Origin of the sequence: Paraburkholderia largidicola, from assembly GCF_013426895.1 — a bacterium.
In the GTDB taxonomy this organism is placed as follows: domain Bacteria; phylum Pseudomonadota; class Gammaproteobacteria; order Burkholderiales; family Burkholderiaceae; genus Paraburkholderia; species Paraburkholderia largidicola.
On sequence record NZ_AP023174.1, the window covers coordinates 2,459,025 to 2,485,275 of the forward strand.

The 26,251-nt window shown below is 55.6% G+C and carries 15 protein-coding genes; 2 read left to right on the plus strand and 13 right to left on the minus strand.

The features are described 5' to 3' along the window. Nucleotides 1–423 precede the first annotated feature (423 nt). The 10 genes from PPGU16_RS10985 to PPGU16_RS11030 form a co-directional block, all read right to left on the minus strand. Nucleotides 424–1,737 (minus strand): Nramp family divalent metal transporter, encoded by a 1,314-nt coding sequence (locus PPGU16_RS10985; RefSeq protein ID WP_243460589.1) that lies wholly within the window; start codon nt 1,735–1,737, stop codon nt 424–426. Nucleotides 1,738–2,568: 831 nt separating this feature from the next. Then, nucleotides 2,569–4,116 (minus strand): methyl-accepting chemotaxis protein, encoded by a 1,548-nt coding sequence (locus PPGU16_RS10990; protein WP_180722607.1) that lies wholly within the window; start codon nt 4,114–4,116, stop codon nt 2,569–2,571. Nucleotides 4,117–4,670: 554 nt separating this feature from the next. Further along, nucleotides 4,671–6,011 carry a CapA family protein gene (locus PPGU16_RS10995; RefSeq protein WP_180720017.1) on the minus strand — a complete coding sequence of 447 codons (1,341 nt, stop codon included), beginning with the start codon at nt 6,009–6,011 and terminating at the stop codon, nt 4,671–4,673. A gap of 1,155 nt (nt 6,012–7,166) precedes the next feature. Further along, nucleotides 7,167–9,365 (minus strand): KAP family P-loop NTPase fold protein, encoded by a 2,199-nt coding sequence (locus PPGU16_RS11000; RefSeq protein ID WP_180720018.1) that lies wholly within the window; start codon nt 9,363–9,365, stop codon nt 7,167–7,169. A 111-nt stretch (nt 9,366–9,476) separates the two neighbouring features. Beyond that, entirely contained in the window at nt 9,477–13,235 is a 3,759-nt protein-coding gene (locus PPGU16_RS11005; RefSeq protein ID WP_180720019.1) for a hypothetical protein, read from the minus strand. Between the two features lie 1,141 nt (nt 13,236–14,376). Continuing rightward, nucleotides 14,377–16,086: a hypothetical protein gene (locus PPGU16_RS11010; protein ID WP_180720020.1), complete on the minus strand. Its 1,710-nt coding sequence runs from the start codon at nt 16,084–16,086 to the stop codon at nt 14,377–14,379. Between the two features lie 229 nt (nt 16,087–16,315). Next, nucleotides 16,316–16,642: a hypothetical protein gene (locus PPGU16_RS11015; RefSeq protein ID WP_180720021.1), complete on the minus strand. Its 327-nt coding sequence runs from the start codon at nt 16,640–16,642 to the stop codon at nt 16,316–16,318. Nucleotides 16,643–16,707: 65 nt separating this feature from the next. Then, nucleotides 16,708–17,262 carry an HAD domain-containing protein gene (locus PPGU16_RS11020; protein WP_180720022.1) on the minus strand — a complete coding sequence of 185 codons (555 nt, stop codon included), beginning with the start codon at nt 17,260–17,262 and terminating at the stop codon, nt 16,708–16,710. A gap of 163 nt (nt 17,263–17,425) precedes the next feature. After that, nucleotides 17,426–17,992 (minus strand): HAD domain-containing protein, encoded by a 567-nt coding sequence (locus PPGU16_RS11025; protein ID WP_243460537.1) that lies wholly within the window; start codon nt 17,990–17,992, stop codon nt 17,426–17,428. Nucleotides 17,993–19,336: 1,344 nt separating this feature from the next. After that, complete coding sequence (locus PPGU16_RS11030; RefSeq protein ID WP_180720023.1) at nt 19,337–19,834, minus strand: hypothetical protein; 498 nt, start codon at nt 19,832–19,834, stop codon at nt 19,337–19,339. Between the two features lie 219 nt (nt 19,835–20,053). Here PPGU16_RS11030 and PPGU16_RS11035 point away from each other — a divergent pair, with 219 nt between their 5' ends. Beyond that, complete coding sequence (locus PPGU16_RS11035; RefSeq protein ID WP_180720024.1) at nt 20,054–20,353, plus strand: helix-turn-helix domain-containing protein; 300 nt, start codon at nt 20,054–20,056, stop codon at nt 20,351–20,353. 675 nt (nt 20,354–21,028) lie between these two features. On the opposite strand, the gene PPGU16_RS11040 is transcribed toward PPGU16_RS11035, so the two are convergent. Further along, nucleotides 21,029–21,355 carry a hypothetical protein gene (locus PPGU16_RS11040; protein WP_180720025.1) on the minus strand — a complete coding sequence of 109 codons (327 nt, stop codon included), beginning with the start codon at nt 21,353–21,355 and terminating at the stop codon, nt 21,029–21,031. A gap of 28 nt (nt 21,356–21,383) precedes the next feature. Then, on the minus strand, nt 21,384–23,126 hold the full coding sequence (locus PPGU16_RS11045; RefSeq protein ID WP_180720026.1) for a hypothetical protein: 1,743 nt from the start codon (nt 23,124–23,126) through the stop codon (nt 21,384–21,386). A gap of 654 nt (nt 23,127–23,780) precedes the next feature. On the opposite strand from PPGU16_RS11045, the gene PPGU16_RS11050 reads away from it, so the two are divergent. Then, entirely contained in the window at nt 23,781–24,761 is a 981-nt protein-coding gene (locus PPGU16_RS11050; RefSeq protein WP_180720027.1) for a DUF4238 domain-containing protein, read from the plus strand. A gap of 561 nt (nt 24,762–25,322) precedes the next feature. Here the strand turns inward: PPGU16_RS11050 and PPGU16_RS11055 are convergent. Continuing rightward, nucleotides 25,323–26,096, minus strand: coding sequence for a DUF6602 domain-containing protein (locus tag PPGU16_RS11055; RefSeq protein ID WP_180720028.1), 774 nt, complete (start codon nt 26,094–26,096; stop codon nt 25,323–25,325). Nucleotides 26,097–26,251: the final 155 nt, after the last annotated feature.

The following is a 26,251-nucleotide window of genomic DNA, read 5'->3' on the forward strand; positions in this document are numbered from 1 at the left end:
GCCTCGTATCCGATCGTTTGAACCGTGGATGCCGGGCCACGTACCGTTCGAGAAAGGTCAAGAGATCGGCCGACGTTGGCCGTGTGCCCCATTCACTGGCAGCATTGACCGTCGCTAACGCCATCCACGAATCGGGCGGACTGATGGCTTCGACAATGGACAATCCGTCGCTCACGATCAATTGACCGGTTGACGGTTGAAATTGCGCCGACACCTGTCGGGAGTCGACGCACATTTCCGCAAGTACATTTGAAGCCCTCATCCCATCCTCCTTCGAAGATCTGTGCCCCCGCATCACAAGGCGAGACGTTGGGGCCGCGCGCTTCACCAATCAGCCTACCCCTAGCGACCCGGACAACCGTACATCGCGCCACGCAATCCTGAAGAAGAATGTACGGACGAACCGCACCCGTGATACCGGACTCAAGCGTCCATCACCAGTTGCCAGAGCAACGCCACGTTCAACATCACAATGATCCCTGCGCACAACCATGCCAGCGCATGCGGTATCCGTTTGACGCGGAAGCGACCCATGAGGCCAGCATCCGATGCAAAGCGCACGAGGGGAATCACGGCAAGCGGCAACTGCACGCTCAAAACCACCTGGCTGGCGACCAACAGCTGGTTTGATCCATGTTCGCCAAACGCGCCCACCGCAAGTAACGCGGGCCCAATCGCAAGAGTGCGGGTCAGGAGCGCTCGAACCCAACGCGCACTTTTCAACCTGAGGAAGCCCTCCATTACCGCCTGCCCTGCGAGCGTGCCTGTGACGGTCGCGTTCAGTCCACAGGCGAGCAGGGCTGCTGCGAAGAGTACACTTGCCCAGTCGCTGCCGACGAGCGGGCTGATCAGGCGATGAGCATCGGCGAGATCGCTGACATCGTAATGTCCGTTTGCATGGAATACCGCCGCCGCGACAATCAGCAACGATGCGTTCACGCAGAAAGCAAGGCCGAGGGATGCGAACGTATCAATATTTACGCCCTTCAAGACCTGCACCACGGACTGATCATTGCCATTGCTACCTTTGTTGTAATCCTTCACAAGGGCGGAGTGCAGATACAGGTTGTGCGGCATCACAGTGGCACCCAGGATTCCGGCTGCGAACCAGACCATGCCAGCGTCGCGTAACAGCGCAGGCGTCGGCGCGAGCCCCGTGAGTGCGCCACGCCATGACGGATTGGCAAGGGCGAGTTCGATAACGAAGCAAAGACCTACAAACAATATGAGCGTGGTAATAACGATCTGCAGCGGCGAGCGACCGCGACTCTGCAAGGCGAGCATCGCAAACGTGCCGATCGCGGACATCAACACACCAACTGTTAGGGAGACGCCGAGCAGGAGTTGTAACGCCACCGCGCTGCCCACTACCTCAGCGACATCACAAGCGATGATTGCAATCTCGCAGGTAATCCAGAGAAATATCGTAGTGCGACGGCTGTAACGTTCACGGCACAACTGGGCGAGATCACGTCCAGTAACGACACCGACCCTTGACGCAACCCATTGCAGCAGTAGTCCCATCAGGCTGGCCACCAGCACGACACTCAGCAATTGATAGCCGTACTTGGCCCCGCTGCCAAGTGCGGTCGCCCAGTTGCCCGGGTCCATATATCCCACCGCCACCATCGCACCAGCGCCCACAAACGAGACCCATCGTCCACGGCCGCGTGGCGACGCGTCCGGCGGTTTCGCCCCCCCAAACGATTGCCATCGTTGCGCGCAGAGTGACCGGATGAAGGACACTCCGCAGCCTCGGTCTCAACGCAGCCACGAGAATCGACCGCAACGCAGGTGACATCGCGATACAAACTCTCTTCACCCCACCAGCCCGTCACGAGCGGAAAATTCATCGCCATTGTCACTCCGTTGTTGCAAATAACCAGCACCCGCCCGCTTGTTGCGCGCTGGCGGTTATGCCATCACCGCTCCCCGCCCCGATGAAAATCCGTTCTCTACACTCGAGGTTTCTGGTGACTGCGCGACCTTTGTTCAAACTTCCATTATTAATATTAAATAACACTCCTAACTTTCCTCTCCCCTCTTGATCTTCGGTTTCAACTATTTACTAGGCTCTTCGTATCGTCAGCTTCTCAGTCCGCGCGCGTGATTTTTCGATTTGTCGCCTGAACCTGCTTGATACCGACAGAAACGATCGATCTGCAAGGCCACAACGGCAGCATCACGATTTCACATATATTCAGTCTGCCTGTATAGTTTTATGGTGTCAACCAGGTAAGGCTCGGATGAACCCTAATCGTTGCTGTGATATGGCCCCGAACGATCCCAAGCCTCACCCAAGGCCTAATGCTTCAGCGTTCTGAGAAAACCCTGCAAGGCGAGACGAACTCCGAACGACCGACTGCAGCAAAGGGACCGTGATCACCGAATGGCACTGACTGAGGCCAAAGGATTCACTCTGTGTTGAAGAGCAAAATTTCCCACCACATCGGAATGTCGTGCTCGCCGCTGGCTGGCGCATGCGTGCACCGGGAGCAGTGACGGCACACTGCTGCCCGGGCACTGCAGATTGACGCTGGAAATTTGCGCCGCACAGCGGGAGAGGCGTCAGGCGGGTAACGTGAAGCCCGAGACTGCCTCGCGAAGCGCCCCAGCCTGGTCCCTTAGTGATTGCGCCGCAGCAGCGGCTTCCTCGACGAGCGCGGCATTTTGCTGGGTCACTTTGTCCATTTCTCCGACAGCGCGGTTGACCTGCTCAATCCCGGCGCTTTGCTCGTGCGACGCATGGCTTATCTCCTCGAGAATCTCACTCACCCGTCGCACGGATCGCACAATCTCGCCCATCGTTTCGCCCGCGGTGCCAACGAGTATCGCGCCTTGGTCGACCGTAGTTGTCGAAGACTCGATAAGCGCCTTGATTTCCTTGGCGGCCGTTGCTGAGCGTTGGGCGAGGCTCCTCACCTCAGAGGCGACAACGGCAAACCCGCGGCCTTGCTCTCCGGCACGTGCCGCTTCCACGGCCGCATTGAGGGCAAGAATATTGGTCTGGAAAGCAATTCCGTCAATCACGCCGATGATGTCACCGATCTTCTGTGAACTGGAAGTGATTTGACCCATAGTGTGTACGACGTCATCGACAACAATGCTGCCACGCGTTGCAACATCTGCAGCCTGCCCCGCGAGCTTCGCAGCTTGTGCCGCGCTGTCGGCGTTCGACCTCACGTTTGCCGTCATCTGGTCCATGCTCGAGGCGGTCTCGACAAGCGCGGCGGCCTGCTGCTCCGTGCGTTGTGATAGATCCATGTTCCCCGCGGCGATCTCGTTTGCGCCAATGTTAATGTTCTCGGCACCCGCACTTATGCGGGAGACAGCATCTGTGAGACCTGATTGCATTGTCGCAAGCGCGTGCATCAGGCTCCCGTTCTTGTTCCCGTCCAGCGACACCTTGACCGTCAGATCCCCTCGCGAGATACGATTCGCTGCTTCGATCGCTACTTCAAGGTCTCCGCCAAGTCCGCGCCGTACGCTGCGAACCACCACGAACATCACCACGCTAGCGATGAAGCCGAGCGCGCCCGTGACGATGGTCCAGTCGATGAGCGCGCTGACAAATTCTGCGTTGACATCGTCCATGTACATACCGGTAACGATGATCATGTCCCACGGCGCAAATCGCCACGCGTACGAGGTCTTTTCCACCGGCGTATCACGGGCGCCTCCGGGTCTGTACCAAACGTAGTTGACGAAACCGCCTCCCTCCTGACCGCTGACTTTCACAAGATCCTGAAAGATATGCTTGCCATTGGGGTCGGCGAAACCTGACTGATCCTTGCCGACCAGATCGGGGGCGAACGGATGCATAAGCATGACGGGTCGCGAATCGTTTACCGCAAGGTAGCCGTCTTTGCCATACCGTAAGATGGAAAGCGCCTCGAGTGTTCTTTTCTTCGCCTCCTCTTCGCTCATGACATTTTGCTGGGCAAGCGCGAAATAGTGCTTCACGACACTTGCGCCCTCCTGGACAAGCCCGATCAACTGATCGCGGCGGTCCTTTATTAGCGAGGCGTGGTATTGCCACATGCCCGCGACGGCGATCAGGACCAATCCTATCCACAGCACAGCTATCATCGAGCTGAGTTTCTGGTTCAAAGTCATCTTGAGCATAGTGAGGCCCCGTTCTTCACCCTTTTTGTTCACGCTATAGACAATCACGTAGTTTGCGATTGCCATTTTCATCAGATCAACGTCAAGTCGCCAGTTAGATAAAGATCCTGCGCAAAGATATTCTCAAATCGCGCGGTGGCCGTCTGTTCGCAATGAACTTCTTCTCTCGAAATCGACATCCCGACCAGCTTCTGTCATAGTCGATGAACACACACTCCCGCGCGGTCCTAGTTCCTGCTTTTCTATATTTGCTTCGTAGTCCTATGTGTATCGGCTGCCACTTGATTCCGCACATCAGCCATCATTGGGAGTTTCTTTTTCTGTCCGCCCCGTCCTGGCTACCTCGCAACGAACAGCGCTGACAACCATACATCTGTCTTTGATTGGTAGTCTTCGCGATACCCCTGCCGCTAGACGACATCCGTGACAGCATTCGCGCCCAGATGCGAATCTGCTACCACTGTCGGCCCGCCGCGCACGCAAAGATCCGTACCTGATTGAAGATCAGTACGCTACGTGCACTGCGGTCCTAACTCAGATCACATTCATTTTGTCGACTTGATCTTGCCGACGTATCGATCTCCCTCGCGGACGATATCCAAACCAGCCCCAAAAGGCTTCGAGAGTTCGTTCAGCCTTGTGAGAATGCGGGCGCCATCTTCGATAGAGGCGAGTTGCGGACATCCGCGCCGGCTTCGCGGGACATCGCGGCCGAGCGTGATGGGATGAAGTTCGCTGTCGGATAGAACGCCGTTTTCGTAGGTAAAGCGTGCTACCACCGATTCCCAGAACAGCGGCTGCTTTCCATATCCGGTGACCACATCGAACAGATCTGCCGGCGTGGACGTCAACGGCATTCCCTGCTGCTCGTAGACTTCGAGCGGGAAAGACGAAAACGTCTCCACATTAAAAATGAAATTGCCGAGCGAATAACAGATCGGCCGCCCCGCGTAAAGCTCGACGCCGCGCAGCATGTGCGGCCCGTGCGCAAAGACCCCGTGGGCGCCGGCGTCGATCAGTTGGTGAGCGAGGGGCTGCAAAAATTCTGCAGGGACCTCGGTGTTCCAGCGTCCCTGAATCCCTTCGTGGCAGTGAAGTCCGACAAAAACGAGGTCAGCCTGGCGAGATGCTTCTTTCACGGAGGCGACGATTGCTTCAACGTCACGTTCCAGAACGTCGGTCTGAACGCGCGAGTTGTCGCTCGGTGCGAAATTGACACCCTCGACCGCGAAGCCACCTGGCGGCGGCGGGTCATAGATGTTCTTGTCCGGATAAGGGAAGTGAATTCCGGGGGCGGTCGTTCCCGTCGCCGAGACATTGACGCCCGCTTCCGCGAGGATCTCACGCAGTTCGTCGAACCGCTCCTTCCTGATGTAGTGGGTCTTTTGCACGCGAACCGGGGCTGTACCAGGGCGGCCTACGTCGCCAACGCTTGGATCTGCGGCGAGGCAGAGTCGAGCGTTGCTGGATCCAGCGGCTATATATGCGACGCGGGCACCTGGTGCGCTGAAATAGCGGGGAGCGCGCGCCTCCTGCAGAGTTCGGCCGACCCCGGCATACGTCAGACCACGCGCCTCCAGCGCCTCCATCGAAGCCACCAACCCCGATACACCGTAATCGGTTGCGTGATTGTGCCCCATCCCGTAGATGTCGACGCCAAGCCACTCAAACTCTGACAGGAGTTCGGGCTCGACGCCACAGGGTATCCCGTGCATGGTGGGCGAGGCCATGCGACCTCGCCCAGGGAACACCATCTCGACATTGGTAATAGTTACGTCCGTCTTCCGAAGCATCTCAACGAGAGCGAGGAAGTCAGCATCTGGATTGGGCGAGATACGCTGCGTGAGCATGGCATCGCCCGTGGCAAGGACGCTAACTTTAGACACGACAAATCCTCCATTTGTAACTAGTGAAATGCATGGCTTGAGCTGATCTCCATTCTCGACACGTCCCAACTGCATGGCCACGGCACGATGGTCAGCGATGACCCGCGTTTGACCGCGATCGACGCCTTCGTGCCCGCGCATTTCCGGTGACGGATCTACGCGACAAACGTCGCTCCGAGCCAGGCTGACGGCTCGGACATACGCACAATCGGTTGCAGCCTTCGTGTCAGGCGGATGGGATCCCGTGCAGCGCAAGGACAAGCATGCCCGCCAGGACGATGCCCACGCCGATTGCGACTCGGATAGGGTGGAGAATTGCGGTCCCCGCCATGATGATCAGCCTCACTGATGACTATATGCTCAGTCTGCCTGTATATTTTCGCGGCGTATGTAAGGGCATTTACCTATCCAGTACCGCCCTCTTGTCGTCGACACCTTCGGCGGCTGGGAATCTCAACAGCCAAGTAATTATTACCGAATTGGCATAGAGCGGCTGGGCGTGTACGAAGCTTTACGCACCTCGAGACCGCCGTCTCGAGGCGCGACGGATACGCTCAAAGTTCAATCACTACCCGGTCGACGGTCCGAGGACGGCGCACGGCGAGGTTCGGTGCCGTGGTCAAGAGCTGTCGACGTTCATTAATGCCACTAGTCGTGTTTACTGACGCGCTAACGCGTTCATTAATTCTCCTAACGCGTGGGGACGTCGCTCTCCGCCTTGCCGGGCGTGAGTTTCAACGGCTTTCTCCGCCAGCAGCATTTCTGAACATGATTAGCAGTATCTAAGAATCCTGCCGCCTGTCAGAGTCCAGTTCGATTGGAAAGAATTTCTTTTGTTGATGTCCACGGAGAATTGACCCACCGGATCAGTTTCACATCGGCGCTAACATCTAGGGCCGGGATCGATTTGCAGACGGCGAAGCGGCAAGGGAGCCGCAAACGAATGATCGCGTCACCGGATGCGACTCAATGAAGGTGAAAACCAACTTCTCGGTAAACGCGGGCGCCGTAACCCGAGTGTGGGTGGCCCGGACGAGGCGTTCAGTGAAGTTTCGGGCACCGCGAGTCAATCCCGACTCGTGCTCGAGATCCTGAGTGATCAAATCGCTCGGTCACTCGCGCAAGCAATTGACACATGCCTCTCAGCGCTTTGCATCAGATCGCAATTCGCGATCGAGCGACAGCCTGCGTGAGATCCGCCTGCTGTTGTCCCATCAATCGGTTAGCCTGCTCGGAAATTGCAGCTGGATAACTTCCATTGGTGATCCGATCTGCAAGCCACGCGTATTCGTAGCTCAACGACGATCCTCGTATGCGAGCGGCCATAGAATGCGCATCAACTATAAGACTGAAGCCTTCAAGACTGTTAAACGGACTGTCTTCAACATAAACCGAGATAAATTTCTTCAGTCCTTCTTCAGTCACGCAAACTCCGGATACGATCTCGTAGGTTTCCCTATAAGCAAAGTTCAATTGAGCAAATCGGTACAGAATGGCATGCATCCGAGCCTCTCGGACCAAGTCTCCTTTCGAGGCTGCTTCCCGGACACGATGCGACCATATCTCCAAGGCGCTATCTACAGCTTGGCTATCGGGCACCAACTGCTTCTCTGGTGGCAATAGCATTTCAGGCCGTATGATCCACTTCCCCTGTTCCGCAGTAGCTTCTAGCAACACAGGCTCGGCGACAGATAGTGGCGCGCTCGTAGCGATCTGATTCAGGCACTTTATGCGATCTTCGAGGGCCGCTCGTTCCATCAGCCGCGAAATTACCTTCCCGAACAATTCAGCGAGCCCTTCGGTTAGCGCGTTCTGCGTTTGAATAGTCGACGCCGCATCAATCAATCTGCGAATGCTGCCACACGCATCGGGGAATTGACACGATGGCGTGTAGTTGAAGATCCATTCAAGTAAGAATGAAACATCGCTTGCATCGCAGTTCGCCAAGGCCTCGCGGAGTGATTCCGCAGTTTCAAGATAGCCGTGAATGGTAGTTGCTTCGGGAACGCTCTCCAACGACGCCATCCGAAAGTAGCGCGCGAGTCGATCCGGATCAACCAAACGAAGTTCATCTTCGGGAACCTTCTCTTTCTTATCAGCGGTGACCGCGAACAGGAAAGCGCACGCCCTCCGTGCAACATCCCGTTCGGCCTCGTCGGCTGGCAGATGCTTCTCCCACGGATGCTCGAACTCATGCCTCGTCGAATCGGACCAATTCGACCAGTCGTTCACCCCTACAATGACCGCTTCACTTTCGGCGTCTCCCCTAAACGACTGCCCTATAAAGTCGGTGGGGTTGCGATGTACATGATCGCGAACGTCTGGGAATCGCTGGGATAGTGCTTCGAAGACGATCACGTCAACCGCGTTCACTTCGCCCCGCGTTGCTGGTAGACTCAGCAGCAGTCGATTCATCAGACGCACTACGTCACGAGGGTGACGCACGATATGTGTAACGGCTTCGATGCCCGACCGATAGATCGCTTCCTCGTATCCGCGTAGTACGATATCGGCGCTCTTAAGCAGCTCCTGCAGCTTTGCATCAAGGAAACTACGAAGTTGATTTTGAAACAGCGGCGTGATTGGATAAGCTACCTGAACGATCTTTTCCAGATATGATTGTCCTCTCGCAAGGTTGCCACTACCTAATGCACTCGCCACGACTTCCCGATCATATGCCAAAAGATAAGTCGTTCTAGGAAAATCGGCAACGGCTTTTATCGTCTGCACTATCTGTCGAATTTCGTCTTCTGGTAACCGATCTACATCATCGACCACCACGACAATAGTACGATCGAGGCTTTGAAGGGCCTTCACCACCTCCGCTTTCTTTCTGGCCAGATCTAAATTCGGAAGCACCTTTTCGACATCTTCCAGTGCTTTCTTGGCGGCTTCGGTGCCATCAGCAATTTTCTCCGCAGCCTCTGCTGCATCCTGTGCAATATTCCCCACAAACCCGACGCCCGGCAGGTACCTCAAATATTTAAGATACTTTATAAGTCCGATGTAGTTCAGAAGCTTCTCGCCCACTTTTAGCTTTTCTTCTTGTGCGCCTAGCGCGACATGAAGTGCTGCTGCGATCTGCGTGACCAGTGCTTCAACCATTGCACCGCTGTTGCTCACAATCCACGGATTAAAATCGACAATAATCGGCTTGGTCTCGTCGGTAGTCTGACTTTCCAGGTGTCTTTTTATAAAACCTATAACGGTGCTCTTGCCTGTGCCCCAACCACCTTCAATTCCGATCACAAGACCGTCATCTGAGCGGACTGACAGAATCGAACGCGCAAGCGATTTTGCAAAATTACTGCGCCCGAGGGCATCAGTCTCTGCTGGCCGATCAGAAATGTGCATGATGAGAATCCGTGAATTGTCTGGCAGTTGATAGGAGGAGTTCGAGACGCGCAATCATTTCGCTCGAGTAGGTGCCGTGGCTGGTCAAATTTTCGACTACTCTCGATTCCCCTAGTCTCGCAACGCCTGTTTCGCAGCGCGGATATCTTCCTGCTCCGCATCCCGCATCCAACCGTCTGCGACCCGTCTTAACATCGCAGCTGTACGAGGAGCGTCTGCCATGATACGAGCCCAGTCGCTTGCCTGCTTTGCGAGCGCGCGTTCCTGATTCCCCCCCTCTCCGATTGCCTTGCTAAAAACCCCTCTCATGTTGTAACGCTCGACCATTAAACCGTTTTCCAGCTTTTCGGATGCGATGTCTTCGATCGCCTTACGCACTGCCTCATGTGGCCATGCGTGGTCCAACTGACTCGCTGGCGAATGCGCAAACATGTGCCCAATGCGGAAGTCGGTGACATCAACTCTCCCTGAGTTACGTGCAAGCAAACGAACCTCGGAACACCATTGAACGAGAATTTTGACATCGACCTCGTTGCCGACTTGGCCCGGCAATATATGAATCCCTTCGAGTAGATCGTATGCAGCCCGAGCACGCCTTTCTTCTACTTCGGTGACGTCGCTATGTTCCGCATGGTCTGACCGGAACACGGCACACACGGCTTCCATGAACAAAGTAGGTTGTTCTGTCATCAATCGATGAAGAATCAACGGCTTTTTTCTGCTATGGAAAAAAGGCAGGTATGCAAACTCTCTGCGCGCATGTTCCATTGGCGGTATGTCAGATCTTCCCTCCAGCTCGTCAAATACCTGCTCGAGGTAATATGCCGTCATCGTCCCATGCTGCGTTGTCGAGTTATTGATTTCAGATACCGCCCCATCAAGCAGGCGTAAGAGCATGTCTGACGCGAGCTCGTTCAATCGGCGGATTGCAGTTTCTATCGCAGCCATCGGCCGACCGTGAGTAGCGTACTGCTCGACGGCAAACAGAAGCTCTTCCGTATCGCCGGTCACGTAGAAGGCGCGCTTCTCGGTCCAATACGCTTTATTGATCTCTTGCCCAAAAGATTCAACGATGGTCCAGCTCTGCAGATTCTCATCCAGCGCGGTGAGCAGACGAGCGGTGCGCGATGGAGTTACCGTCAGGGTCCTCACAATATTTCTGAAATCGTGCGCAAATTCTGTCCCAAACCGGCTTACTCCCTGAGCCAAGGCAACGGCGCAGAGGCTATTGAAGTGCTCTCCACGCTCCATAGCCAGCCGCAACAGATCGACCAACTGCCCTCGTGACAACTGCAATGACTGGGTTGCCGCTGCGACGGTCGCTGGGACCTTGGCCCGCTGCGCAATTTCGATCAGTCCGACGAGACCTTTGGCTTCGAGTATGGTGCGGATTGCAGCCGATCGTGCGTCTTCTATGGGAGCCATCGGGTCGCCGACAGCCTCGACCATCGTGGGATAGTCCGGCATCCAGTCGTCGAACAACCAGGCACTCTGGGCGAGTGGATCTTCCGGGGTGAATTTTTGCACGACTGCATCGACAAGCGACAAGACCTCACCGCGAAGCGCCCAGTCCGCATTCTGAAATGATCGATGACGGTTTGCAGTCTTCCGCAAAGCATCCCAGATCTGGTATTGGACGTCCGCAGCCACGGAGGACAGTACAACGTCGAGCGCGGTAAGTGTGCTGTTGATCGCGTCGAAAGGGAACGCGCCCATCGCATCGATTAGCGTTTTCCATCGTTCTGGATCTTGCCCAACATGGGCTAACGCAAGCTTGACGACCGTCGCCTGACTCTCCCACACGACGCGATAAGTCAGCACTTCCCGTTCACCCTCATCAAACTCACGAAATTTCGGCTTCGCCGAAGGCGACGAGCTATCGTGGAATCGTGGTAACAGTTTGACCAAGAGTGACCAGGCGATTGCCGGGACAGCATTGACGACGTGCGTTAAAACGGCATCACGCTCCTTGCCGGGTGCATGGGTATTAGGTGCCCAAGAGAGGAAAATCGCTCGCAAACTGTTTATGGGACGATTTGATATCGTCCCTCCCGGATCGATTTCCGCCAGACGAGCGAGGCACAGCGCGACCTGCAGCAGAAGTCGTCCGTCCCATGCCAGCGTTTCCAGGGCCCAGAGTAGACCAACGTGATAGGTGCGTGGAGTGAGAAGACCCTTATGCTCTTCAAAAATCGGCTTGATTCTGGCGGCGTCGCCCTCAAGCAGGTGCTCGAGGGTTTCAAGGAAAGGGATGGGTGCCGCCTCCGCGAGGAGAGCCAGATTGTCCTGCAGACTTGCGAGGAGCCGATGATCGCTAGCCAAGCCCGTCAGCCCGCGGACGAGGTCGTTCACAAATTCCTGCGGCGTTGAGCCCACAACAGTAAAACCGGCTTGTTCGTGCAGCACGGCCATGTGCAACAGCATGGTCATCATACCCTCACGCAGCCAGGCGCTGTGTGCGTCCTTCCGGACGGATACAGGGTTGTACACCTCGTCTGCCTTTGGTTCCGGCCGCAGTTGCGAAAAGACTTCCTGCGCAGCGTGCCTGAACCGACGTAAGTGCTCAGGCCCAAGAAGATGCCCCAAGTATACGAACGCATCGACCGATGATCGCAGTGCCCACACATCTCCCACGTGGTCGACGGGGGGATCCCTGAACCTCGCCAGCCTGCGCAGAGGCGCCTCGAGCGACTCATAGTCATTGTGGGTGGCGAGCGTGCAGAGAATCTTCTGGTCTGACTCCGAAGACGAGACCCACGCGCCCGCGAGTAACGCGGGCAGTAGTGCATCTGCGCCTGTCGCCATCCACTCGGGTGTTTCAGCAGTCCCGCTCGGCCGCTGACGGGCCAGTACGGCGAGACTTCGTCCACAACGTCTTGCGAGGTCATATCCCTCACGCTCTGTAAGACCCATTGCAACGAATGCCCTACCGAGTGCGGAACTGTCCGGACGCTTCAGTAATGTGTGGTTGGACCGTTGTTCGTCCGCCCCTGCGCTGACCACCGTTGGGCCGTACGGAAGAAATGAGCCCGCGAGTTTCCTTGCCTGCGCACGCGGTAAAAAGATCAGCCCGGTTTTGCCTACGAGCTGACGTGCCGCATCTTCCGACTCGACGACCAGACTGCGAGCCTCGATAAAGTAACGCACCTCCGGCTCCGCGCGACGGATCGCAGAGATCGCGAAAGCGAGGACCTCGTCAGGGGTGTCGGCCGCGTAGGCTAGCCTACCGCCTCTTTCGCGCAGAGCCTCTACCAGTTCGGAAGACTGGGTATCTCTGCCCGCGAGCAAAACATCCTCGACGAGCGCTGGAGAAAAACGATTGGAATACTCGTCCCAGAATTCGTCGATACTCCTTACTCCTAACGCGGGCAGAAGTCCCAATTCGTATCTCGCCCAACGCGCAGCCACGGCCGGGCACGTTGCAAGCCAGTCTTCCAGCATACTCCCATCGATATACCTAACGTCCCTCCACTCGCCTAGTTGTCTTTTTGCCTCCACCCAATCCTGCAACTTCTCCTTGGGGTTATCCCATGTGCGGGGAGAGACAAAGACAAACGTCATTTCTCTTCGGACAGCCTCGTCAACCTGCCCGGTCCGAGTGAGATAGTCCGCACCGGCCTTTGCCGCTGCGCCGGAATTGACACCAAACTCCCAGATTGATCTGCCCTCGGGTACGTAAGGTGGCATACCCACCGCCTCCAGCACGCCGTCAAAGCCTCTGACCTGCCCTTTGTCCCCACGTGGAAAGCGAACGTCCGACACTGTGACAGCAGTAGCGCGAATCAGGTCAGCAACTAGTCCCGGAAAATTCGGTCGTGCCTGGAGTGTGTCGGCCCAGTGCGCCAAGTTCAAAGCGGTAATCCAACGCATGTTAGATCACCCCGAACGCGATGGACGACAAAAGAAGATTGCACGCGGCTGTAAGCCGCATTTTTCCCTGTCGGTGCAAATGCAAGAACCGGATGATGTCTGCCTGAATGCACATTGCCGTTGCGAGTCGTATCGCATATTTCTCAACGCGCTCTCCGCGCGGCGTGACGCAACTCAGCATGATGAGTCTCTCGTGAATTTGATTTCGTTATTGCTCACCCCTCGCGAGCAATCCAATCATATCCCTACCGCCAATCGCGTGCCACGATTCATAGGCCTAGTCGCTGGGACGCGTGGTGCGTTCAACGGCAGGACGCTCTCCATGCGTCTGCGGATCAACACCACACGGACATACAGGTAGAAAACAGAGATGATCGTCGTGACCGGCCGCAGGTCCGCTCGGTTGTGAGCGTTTCAATCAGAGAGGCACTAACTATGGCGACTCACGAACTTTGTTCTGTCACACGACCCTAGAGTCTTTGTCTAACGCGACGCGAGCGGTGCGTCTGCTCGATTCGCGTGCTTCAGCAAATTCGCTGGCTTCGATGTTCACCTCCAACCTTCGGTAGCAATCATGTCATCCAGATTCTTGGCGAAGCGTCACTCTTGCGAGGCGCATAGAGGTCGAACAAGACCCTTAAAACTTGCGAACGCGAGCGTGTGAACGGCTAATCGATCGGTGTCGGCGAAGTTCAGATCGATGGACGTGCCGGGTTGGCGAGTGACTGTTTCGGTCTAGCTGATCGCCTTCGGTTTATATTTTCCGGAATTCATCTCTATGAGAGTGACGATTGTCCGATGCAGAACGAAGCCGATTACGGTCCTTTATGTTGACGGCGGGATGCGTACACCATTGTTGACCTCATCGCTCACGTATTAGACAGAACACGGAAATCGATCGCTGAATGCTTTCTCGATGTCAGGCTGCGCGACGGACACGTCAACGCGGTTGTTCGTTGCCTTGATGTCGACACACCTACATCTTCAGCCCTCCCCGTAGAAATGTCACCATAGTCTGCCAATTTAATTACTCTTGGAAAGAGCATCCTTTTTCCCACCAGGCACCGGGCGCAATTGCATATTGCCCGATGGGACAAAGGGAACTGTGCATAACTGGCGTGCTGCGGAAAAACACCCGAACTCAGTCCTGATTGCATTGAAGACCAAGCAAACCAACTATCTCCTTCATGGCGGCGTCGCATCGTGCTGTCAGATCGCGATATTGCTTGTCCAATCCACCGAAATCCCGTCGGGCGGCCTGTTCCGCATCCTTGCGGTCGGTTGTGGACGTATGTCCGCGCAATGTTGTACGCAGGCTGTGCAGTTCACGCAATGGGGCCATGAGCGATTGTGCCTCGTCCACCGTTTTGCCTTTCATCGCCGCATATTCCTGCAAAATACGGAGGGATCCCCAATTGGGTTCGAACTTTACTCTCGCAGCCTGCAAATACGATTTCAAAGGCTTCGCCATCAACCCTTCGACCAGCATCTGGTCAAGCGCCATGATCTCATCGCCCCACTCCCGCACGGAATCGGTGACCGGATAGTGCGCCGTAGCCATGACAGACTCACTCCGGAAACTCCACCACTCAGGCTTCTTCTCATTTAGGAACGAGACCTTGCGCTTTAGGGAGTCGAGCGGGTCATACTCCGAACTGAATTCGCCGCGAATATCGTTCTCGTATGCCCGCTTGGAAATTGTTCCCTTCGGCCATTCATTGAAGCTCTGCCAGTACCGCTGCTCCTCGATCGGCAATCTGGCCAGGTCACCGATATAGACGTGGACCTGGCCGACCTCGTTGACGTCGTACCCCTTCAAATACCAAGCCCCCCGGCAGGAGATCGACCGGTGTTCCATAGTAAATTTGTCGGGATCTGCTTTGAAGCGATGCAGGACCTCGGGACGGAAGAATGCCGGCGAGATCTCCCACGGCAAATCGCTCTCGGTGAAGTAGTTGACGATGCTGTCCGGCCCGCAGGAGGTTTCAACATCGCAGCCGTTTTTGCGATCAAATATCTTGAAGGTCGCGTACTCGCGCTTCGAGCCGTCGAGTTCGTCTTTCCATTCGGCGACCAGATCATCAACCGTTATTGTTGGCCGCACTATTAAGCGGCCGTTCGCGAAACTCGCCTGATGCGCAAATCCAACGTCATAAAACAAATCGGGCGCGCGGCGCTCGAGGCGCCCGTGATCATCCCAGCCGTTGAATCCGGACGGCCTGAAACGCGTGAAATCGAAGAAGTAGACAAGGGCCATCCCGCTGACCGTCATGTATCTCGATAGATCTTTCGCCAGAATGGTGATGATTGTGGTTTCACGATCAGGGTCGTCCGCGTGCCGACGAACGATCCGGATGACTTCCTCGATGTCGCCCCGATCGTCGAGCCGGCAGTACGCGGAACGGTCAGCCATGAAATAAAGCTCGAGGCAATGAATGAGCTTTTGGCTCAATTCGATCTGCTGGGGAACGTCCACGCCAAGAAACGAACGTTTGAAGAAAAGTGGCTCCCCACTGCGGAGCGATTTGCATCCACAGCCGGCAAGCGGCGGTTCAAGATAAATTTCATGAGGCCGGCCGCCACCGTAGCTCTGCTGGATGCACCAAGTGTCTTCCCAATCGACATAGCCGTTCATCAGATCGTCATGGTCAGCAGGCGTTACTTGGGCCGCAGGCGCAAGCACGCCACTTATTAGCAACTGTGGACCAATGGCATGGATCAGGACTTCATCGCCTTTCGTCAACTCTTTGAGAAATTCAACAGACTCTTCGGCCTTGTCAAACCACACGTCATCTGTCGATGGTGCGAAAGCGTAGTCGTCAAATCGGTCCAGCTTGAGGCGACGTGTCACGCGGTGCTCCTTGCACTGAAATAAGTTTGGGTTATTAATATATCAGCGTTCCTCCCCGGATTTTCAATCTCGATCCCGGTCAAGCTATATCCAGCGACCGAGCGTTCATATGACTTGCACTTCAATCTGTTCGCACCCGGCGGGTCGTGCGTCAAACAGTAATACGTCTCGGTGAAAGCGAGATCGCATGGGCACCGTGCCCATTTGGACGTTACTGCGTAGTTGCCTGTCACCATTCAAGCAAAGACCTAAGACGCGCCATTAACCAGTCCGTCTCCACTACACTTGTCCATTGCTTCCCCTCAATTCCACGCCGCACGCGCTCCAGCGTCACATCGGGAAGATTCTCTGGATATTTCGCTGCATCCTTGCGTGCGACCGCAACCAACTGCTGCGCGAGATCTTCACATATATCCCACCGATCGAACCGTTCCTCTTCCGTCAGACCGACGACAAACTTGCCGTCAATAAGCCGACCAGCGAGCTTTGGATGAGCGCCCGCCAGCGACGCTGGCGTGACGTCTCGAGGAAAATCTTCGGGTACATGTTTATTCATTTGAGGTCGGCGATAGCGTTTGGTATGTTAATCAAGTTCGTACGCTTGCAAGTGCGTCCATCCGATCACCCGGGGCCGTCCATTTCATGCAGCTTCTTTCTCAACTGCGCCAGCACCCCCGGTGCGCTGATCCCGTGAATCGGGTCTGTGCGTACCAGACGGTTTTCACACCAGCTCGGCCAGTTCTCGAAGTCATCGTCGAGCGCAAGCCATGCCTCCGGCTTACGGCGAAGCACATCGGACCACACCTGAAAACCCCGTGGTGCGTCGGCGAATATGCTCAGGTCCATGCGACTGTGGAAGGTGGCGCCGACAACCCTCTCCCTCAATGCCGGAGTCAGTCCGCGCGACACGCGGCGAATGCTTCCACGGTAGCGCGTCACCCATGACGTGCTAAGCACAATGCGCACACGCGGGTACGGCGCCAGCGCGTCCTCAAGCAGCCGTGCATGCTCGAAAAGCCTGTGACCCGGATAGCCAAAAATAAACGGACCCGAGCCAGGTTTTCCGTATACCGCGTCGGGATGCAGGCAACCGTCCAGGTCGAGATAAAGGACCCGACCGCCCGTCCGGCGCGGGGGTGGAACGGTGTAAGCGGGGCCCGGCAGTCCTGTCAGCATCGTGCAAGTAGCGTACTAGGTGAAAATCGCAAGGTAATATTTCCGGACAGAGTCGATCGGATGAGCGCCACTTCCTCGAAGATTAATCTTCTTCAAACTACAGATCGCTCGCATGGCAAACAGGCTCAACCGGAAGTGCAAAGAGCGGTGGACGCATGAAAAATCAACCGTCATCGACCGGCAGGCGAGCAAGCGTCAGGCCGAGTGTTCGCTGTACCTCAACCGAGCTTACTCCCGTTGCAGGCTCACATGCGATGAAACGTGCGTCGCTGGCCTGAGCGGCGATGACACTGGGGTGATCATCCAGCGCCACCCATCTCGTTAGCCCCCTTCGCTTCACCTCGGAGAGTATTTCCTCAGAGCGGGATGGCCCGTAACTTTCTACCACCCCGACGAAGCGCGCAGCCAACGGGCCAAGTAGCCGGATAAGCGTGGCATCATCGAAGAGCCGACGCCAGTCCGAGCTGACGACAATCCCGACCATCGGGTACGGTGCAAGCAAACGTTCAAGAATTGGACGCCACACAAACAGGGCGGGATTTTCGATCAGGCGAAAGTCCTCATCTAACGCCGGCACTCCAACGGGATGTAGCACACCATCGAAGTCGAGAAAAACAATTGCTCGATCACTAAGACGCATGGTCCTTTCTACCTTGTCCTCAAACGCATTGCATTGGTTCCCATCCACGTGTGCGCCAGTAAAATGTTCTTGCGATCGCTCAAGACTCATGCTCGCATCGGATCAACGGCAGAATGCGGCACACGCAGCGTCAGGCCTGCGTTTGCCACTTACGCGATTGTCCATCCATGCAAATCCCCGACCCGCGCCCAATCCTGTCACCATCCAGAGTTTGGTGACTCATCAAATTCAGCCGTTGCTACCTTCAGTATCTTCAGCGGATCAAGGGCAAAGATCGATGACGGCGTACATCCGTCAAGCAATGCGTGCGGTGAATACACCCAGAACGCTCGCCTCCATCCAGCATCGTCGCCCTCCGCGGGAAGTATCTGCAGGAGCAGGGACACTTCAGGAATGAGATGTCCGTCACCGTCGAACTGGAAATCCGGGTAGAGAAAGCACTTGCGCGGTGCCGACCACACAGCAAGCAACACACCGCCGCTACGCATCGAGGCAAGAGCATATTTTGCATCGGCGCCATCAGGCGTTTTTGCCAGTCCGGGCAGTTTTGATTCGTCCGGCCAGTTGCTCGCGAGCAGTCTTCCGCGTAATTCGAATGATGCCTCCAGCGCACTCGCCCCACCGCTTTAAGTAAACGATTCACCAGTAGCGTTCGTCGCAGGATTGTTCTCTTCTGGAGTTACCCTCACGACGCCACCCGTTCGTGTTCCGCGTGTCGAATGCAGAGCCCGTCATTGGAACGCGCGGCTGCAATCAGATCGCCGTCGCTTCGAAATTTTCTACATCGATAGCCTCTTTCATACTTCAAGCGGTTCATGTTACGGCTCCTTCCATTCGATGAATCCCGGATGCGATGGCCACCAGAGCGAGACAGGAAGTCTGACATCCGATCTTCATCGTCGGCGTGTCTTCCGCGTAGGTCCGGCAAGTACGACAATGTCGTCAGGCAATGGTGATTCTGCGGCCTGCACCCCCCATCCACGCGTGCGCTCAACAAACCTGTCAAGGCGCGCCTTGATCGCCTTCGGCGAATCGTCGACGACGCGATGCGCACGAGAGCCCGATTTCTTTCGCGTTCCAGCCTTTCGGGTCATCCGCGCGTCCGAGCTTTCCGCAAGGGACCTGCCAATATCGTCACGTCTTCCGGGAATGGGACGGTCCGTTGGCGCGTGGCCTGCTCACGAGTACGTTTTGCGTACGCGCGCAACCTAGCGATCAATTCCTCAGTCGTTTCAAACGGTGGGAGATTGTCAGCTTTCGCCTTCTTTCGCTTCGTCTTGCTCATACCGGCTCCGTTCAGTCCTCTACCCCGGCGCGTCAATCAGGACCTTGACGCCACCTGACCCGTGTCAAACGGCTCGATTAGTATCTAGCCTGCAAAGCTCTCACGTAGCATTTCCCGATGCAAGTGCGAAGCAATCCGGAGCCCATGCGTTAAGTCGAACTTGTAACGTTGCTGGTTGCGAGCGAGTGGGCTGTTTTCCTGGGACGCGCGGGCTTGGTACCGTACACGAGTTTGCCGCGTGAATGCCTCTCGGCGATAGCGATCGGCATCGAAAACTCCCGGCCCTCTATGGTCGTGTAACGGACAAACGAGACGAGTGGATGCTTGTCGTCGTACGCTCGCGTCTCCCCGAGATGTATCTCGCTGAGTGGCTCCAACACCCACTTTCCGCACTCGTGTTGCGGCTTGGCGCTCAACACCGCTGCGCCGCGCACTACGTGCCCGTCCGACGTAAGCTTTTCGAGGGTCACGGCGCCCGAAGACAGGTCCACCATGGCGACCCGTGACAGTGCGCGCTTCGTGGCCGCAAACTGCAGGATCAGGACATCCGCGCCGCTCCACATCTCGACGATGGCCCACAACGCTGCGCCGGGACCGCCCAGCGAGGAGCCCATCGGCAGACGGTTCTGGTCAGAAGTTAAAAACATAGATCTAGGTTCCTATACACGCCATTTACCGCTTCTTTGCGCACAGGCTCATGGCCATGGGTTTGCAAAGCGTTGCTGTCAAAATTTGCCACTGAAACACGTTCAGATCTCCGCCTAGCGCTCTCAGGGAGAACTACAACGATTTCGCTAATTCATAGTCTAGTATGAAGACAAATTATAGCGTTAAAAGGACAGTGCTCCCATTTCAAGGGAGCAAATTTGGAAGCGGCAGAAGCCTTTGGGGCTGTATTGCGTGCACGCCGGCTTGAGGCGAACCTGACTCAGGAGCATCTGGCGTTTGAGGCTGAGATTCAACGCGTGCATGTGAGCAAGCTGGAATTGGGACAGGCGCAACCGACACTCGCAATGCTGCTTATTCTGGCCAAGGCGCTTGATTGCACTGCCAGCGAACTCGTTGCTGAAGTCGAGCAGCGTCTTGCGAACGCCCACATGAAAAAAAAGTCCGAGCACAAGCGTGGGCGCCTGCGGGTCCGGGCGGATCCGAAGCGCCCGAAGTAAGCGCACATATCGGACTGAGGCGTTCCATGTGAAAGGCACACGCCATCGCGCCCCGTTGCCGCGCGCCAGACGTTTTCAGTGATGGTCTGGATTCGCTGCCCCGGGGCGCTTATATGTCTCGCGCTCTCGCCACCCTTAGCCCGACAAGATGGGCGCTGCGCCTGGCGCCTTTCTAACAGCAAAAATGCGTATTCTGGAAATGACTGTCGAAATGCAGTATACGAAGAGACCTGCCGACGTTCATGTGGAAATGTAGGCAAGCCCGCTCAGACGCAATTTCGCCGGCTTAGTCAAGAGCACACTTGTGTGTCCAATGCTTGAACCTGCGGCCAGCGGCCGCTCGGGGCATTGATCGCGGGCGACTGGGCGGCGACAATTATCTTGGCCGACCGGCCGTGCTGCTTGACGCCGTCTAGGCGACTGCGCAACGGGTTGTTTGTTGGACGGTGTGAATGTGGCGCAAGTTGCTGGTTACGTTACGTGAACCGCAATAAATCGCATAACAACATTCGACGCTGTCCACATCGATCCCCGACCAGTTCCACTAATCCAAGTGTTGGTGTGCGGCAATGACAAACTCACCGCCGCCTCGGCGATGAAGACCGCCCTGAAATCAATGGCGCAGCGTGATCTTGGCTACAAGTCGATGGCTTGCAAACGATGCGTCGACTTCAATTACCCCTTGATGCCTGCCGCGGCGGCCTTCGCATGCCGTTTTGCAACCCTTTTCGTCGCCGAACTAGGCTTTTTTGCGCCACCTCCACTACGGGCGGTTTTGGTTGCGGCCATGACCACCTCAACGGGTTTCGGGAAGTCCTTTCCGCTTTTGAGTATCGTCACGAATTTCCTAAGAGCTTCGACATCAGCAGCTAGGCGACTTTCGTCACGCTTGACGTCGTCACGGGCAAATCTCTTGAAGCGAGCTTGCTCAGCTGCGGTGGCCGGACGGCCATATATGGCTTTCCCGGCTTTCCCGGTTTTCGTCTTTCGAGCAGTCGGCATTTGGGTTACTCCCTAAAGTCTTCGGGGACTAGAGCCAATCGGAATCCACCGCAAGCGGCGTTACCGTTTCGAGCTTCCATCGCTTGGTGGTCTTATGGTCACTGCGATGATCGAACGTGTATTGTTCCTCGTCCTTCGCTTCTATGGTAAGGACAAGTCCGTGATGGTCAGGCGGGAGATATAACTCCGTGTTGCTCCCTTGGTCGTGGCGCCACAAGCCCACGGCTCGTGCAGGGTTACGTTCGCCAAGATTGGAACGGTCGACCATCCCGGCCGATGTAATCGACAAAACAGAAGAGCCCGGGTCTTCCGCAAGCACCGTAGCGTAGCGACCGGGCCAGCGGACTGCCAATTGTGGTCCGTCCATCAGCAAGGCAACAACTAGATTCGGCCCGATTGCCCTGACCACGGGCATCGCGGGGTCGGCCCGCGCCAAATCTTCACAAATAAGAACGGTCATACAGAGGTCATCACGCAGCGCCAGAAACGGCAGTCTTCTCTCTTTGACAACAATATGTTCCCAGATCTTACCGTTCGGGGCTTTTATGCCGGTAAGGCCGTACCTATTGATCTGACCCTTGTCGAGCGCCCAGCGATGGTGCTTCGAGTGCGCTTTATCGTACACTACGCGACCTCGTCCCGACCTTTTCCTCCGACCGAAAACCATTGTCTTCGCCAAGTTTCGACCCGCTGTACCATCCGAATCACCATTGCCAGGCCTCCCTGCCACCATGGTTCCAGCAATCAGAAACTTCAAGCCCGCAATCGGCTTGGCTTCAAGCAAATCTTGCAGCTCTTGTGCCAGTGCTTCGGTCAGTGCGCACTCAGGGAAGAGGACTCCGTCGATACAATCCTTACCGAACTTGGCATTTGCTTTTTGGATCAGCGGGACAATGAGATCGTCCTTCAGCATCGCGGCCGTAATACGCCCACTATCTCGCCTTTCGAGCCATGTAGGAGCCAGAGTAAAGTACGGCGCAATTACGGCCTCGCGCGCCAATTTCCGTTCATCTCCCGAAGGAATAAAGCTTTCGTCATCGACTCGGAACGGAAAGGGAATGACGAGTAACCGCATCGTGTTCGTCGCAGCCAAGCCGTTGTCCGGAAGCACCCATTCCGACGCCAAAACCGTATTCGGCGGCAACAGTGCGAGGTGGTGACTCATTGATCGAACCGTACAACCGACTGCCGGCGTCAGCGCCTTTGGCAAGACAGTCGCTCGGTCCGGCGGAACCCTGTCGCATATCGACATCGGCACATGCGGCAATGCCTTTGAATCCGGCAATCCGCTCACGTTCGATAAAAAAGATGCCGCAGTGCGTTCTGCGAAAGGCGTCCACTCTTCGGCGTCTCGCGGCACCCACCCAATGTTGACGGAAGCCTCGTCGGCCACCATCAAGAGCTTCATTAGAATTGAAACGACAGGGGGGAACGGAATCGTCGGCAGGCTTCTGATTTCGGCGAGGGTAGTTAAGCGGTACGCCCCGACGAGATCGACCCACCACTGCTTGACGGCTTCCGGACACACGCCAGTGTCGCGCCATTCGTCAGCAAGTTCCGATACTTCCTCGATGTGCTGTCCATGCATAAGATGGTGATTGCCGTGGAGCGATGCCTCCGTGTAACAGCCCGTCAAGTCCATCAGAGTCGCGGCGACAGCGAATACATCCGCTGGCCATTGTGGGCATACGGCGTAGCGCAGTAGCCGATCGTATTCTGGGTTACCTGTCTCTTCATCTTCGATTGGAGTCGAATGACTACCGTCGGGCATTAGATCTGCTATGACGTCGAGGATTGAACGGCCCGCGGAAGCGGCAGGAGTATTCGGGGGCAATTGGCTCGGTGACATTTTTGTCGCTTTGGGACCCATGTTCTTGCGCTCGCTTGGGCGTGACGGGCCTGAAGCACCGCCAAAACAAAAAACTCCGGCGACCTCGCGTCTTCCGGACTCTTACGTCATCGTTCTTTTAAAAAAGCGGCCGCGTAGCGCAATATAGCATTGAACCTATCTGTAGACTTGAGGCCGTGATTCTGCGCACGTTGCATGCGTGCACTGGAAGTGCTACGCGTCCCTCGCAGGAGTTAGTTGAGAACGGCGCACTACCTATCGCCGACACAGAACGTGCAACCATAAAATCGCCGGTCTCAGTCCGTCATCCGTCGCCTTAGTTACGAAAGCACAAACTTTGGGCACTATACTGGGCGGCGTGATCACGACGACCATTGAAACTGACACTTCAGCGGCACGGCAACCATGCCGCGCGCTGCACGGGTCAAGCCTTTCCCCTTCCGTCGGGATCGCACGCAGAGGTGATCAACCAAGAGCGCAGTCGTCTAGCAATACCGTGCGTGCCAAGTCCTCCCCTAGAAGATCTTACAAGGCGGTGGACCTAGACCCTCCCGGCTCATGTAGCATTCCTTCGCTATGCAACAGATAAAACGTCACCATTTCGTTCCAAAAGCCTATCTCAACGCTTTTTGTGACCCAAGCGGGCGTCTCCTCGTGTATCGGAAGGACGCCCCCTGGAATCCATTACGGCAGACCCCCGATGCCACACAATTTCGTCGCTACTATTACTCACAACCAACGCCCGACGGTAGCCGCGATAACAATACGTTGGAAGCATTATTCTCGACCGTAGAAAGCGAGTGGCCAACGACGGTTGAGAAACTCAAACGGCGTGAAAACGCAAACGACAGGTTGAACAATATCTTTGAGTTCATGGCGCTACAGCGCGCCCGTGTCCCGGCAGCGAGAGACCTCGCGGAAGCAACACTGGCACAGGCACTGAAAGACACCATGAAGGTTATGCTGGCGAATGGCGATCTCCCTCCACCTCCGCCAAGCCTTGACGATGTTCAGACCCAGATTCAGGTTTCTATAGACCCGCACAAGAGTATCCAAGCGATGGTCGATCTCATTCAGGGGATGGGTCCGTTGTATCGAATGCTCGGGATATCGGCCGTTCATAACAACACAGGGCGTCCATTCCTAACCAGCGACAACCCAGTTATTTGGTTCGATCCGTCACTGCCATTTAATTTGCAACGCCCCTACACAATCGATCGCGAGCGTGGGCCTGTTTGTCTATTCTTCCCTATTAGCCCGAAGCTGGCGCTGGTCGGATCGACTGAGTATAAGGACACGTTCGCTCTGCACGGACTAAAGCACAGTGACGTGCCTAACGAAGACTGGGTGGACCTAATGAATGCCCAAGTGTGTCGGTTCGCTTACGAAGCCGTGATCGCAACAAGCAGAGGTCAAGAAGAAACAATTTCTGAGTTCGCGCATATCTCGCCTGTCCACGAAGCAATGCCACTCAGAGTCGGCAAGGGAATCTTGACCATTCATCGCCAGGTTTTTGGACCTCGCACAGATAAACCCAAGTGGCGTGACAAGGAATAGCGTCCGCCGCTTATCACGCCATTCCGAAACCTACCATCGAGAAAAACTAGCATGCGAAGCGCTGAGCATTCTTCGTATGGCGAACTGAAACGAGTCGAGCATCCATGGACTGTCGCATAGGCTTCTCGCATAACAAGGGCATCCACCAACGGGGGCTATGCCATTCTTCGGCCCAAAGCGGTGCACCTTAACTTCGGGCTATGGGTAAGCTAGAGCATAAATGTCACGGACCTGCCGCTGCACGCCGTCGCACGCGGCGCCGCAGTGTCCGACTGCCTGTCCCGCCCAGCTTCGCAGCCGTCGCTCGAAGGAGATCCGCGATACTGAGCGCACCAAGGGTGCTGAGACGGAATCCGCAGCAGAATTGCGATCCGGTGCAGCTACGACCCTCAAACGACTGCCACGCGATGCTGACGTGGCCGAGCGCGCGCCTGCGCACCCGCCCCCGCGCTTTCCGATCGCTCGATGCGATTGAACCCGAGATGTGAGGTCGGATCAGCGCCTTCCTCGGATCGTGCTATGCAACTGCTAGACCGTCCGTCCGGACGTACACGATATCCATCAAACGAGTCTAATTCCTTCCTCACTTCTACATATCTCAAATGCTCGCCTAAACATAGTCACAACACATCTCTCATAGAATTCATATTGCTCTGCCAAATAGACATATTCCGGCTTTACTTTCGAAATTAGCCGCGTGAGAAACAAAGATAGTCCAATTATTGGAATATTAATTGCATCGATTTTTGGATCATAAAAATTCCCGCTTCGAACACCACAATCTAAGAAATCTTCTTCAAACTGATCCACCTGAAAAGAAACATTCAAACATGAAAAATCATTTATGAAGATGAAATCAAGAGCAAGTTTCGGATGATAAAGCGCACATACATCAAGGACCTTAGATTTAAGTTCGTTCAAATCCCAACTTAGACCCCGTGCCAAACCGGTACCGATCAATCCATAGTATGGGAAATCAGTGCCTATAGCGTCATCGATGGTCGAATAGCTGAAATCGCCCGTCATCCTCTTGATTAACGCGGCATTCTCTGCGGCCTCTTTGATATGCGCAGCCTTCAGGGATAGTTTACACTCAAACGCTGCGAGCACTGTGGAACTTGGATAATATCCATGTGCATCCAATCTTTTTTCAGCACCTGGCCTTAATATTAAAATATCCAGTTGCGGCCAAGGCTCACCATCCGGACCAATGATTCGTCCGCCATGGACAATGGCAAATTCATTTGGGATTATTTTCCGAAAAAACTCAACCCAAAGTAGTTCGTTTTCTTTTCCACCATTATCTGGATGCAGATGGCTTGTCTCCTGAAGCAAGCTCCTCTTCCTAGATATCTCATTGGCCGCGGCCGTAAAGCTCTCGACAGTTCGTCGATATTCGAACGGAAGCCCTTCATACTCCTGTTTGCACAACCGTTCGATTAACTCCAATTTTTCATTCGTCACTTTATTTCTCACCAGTAGCTGCCACT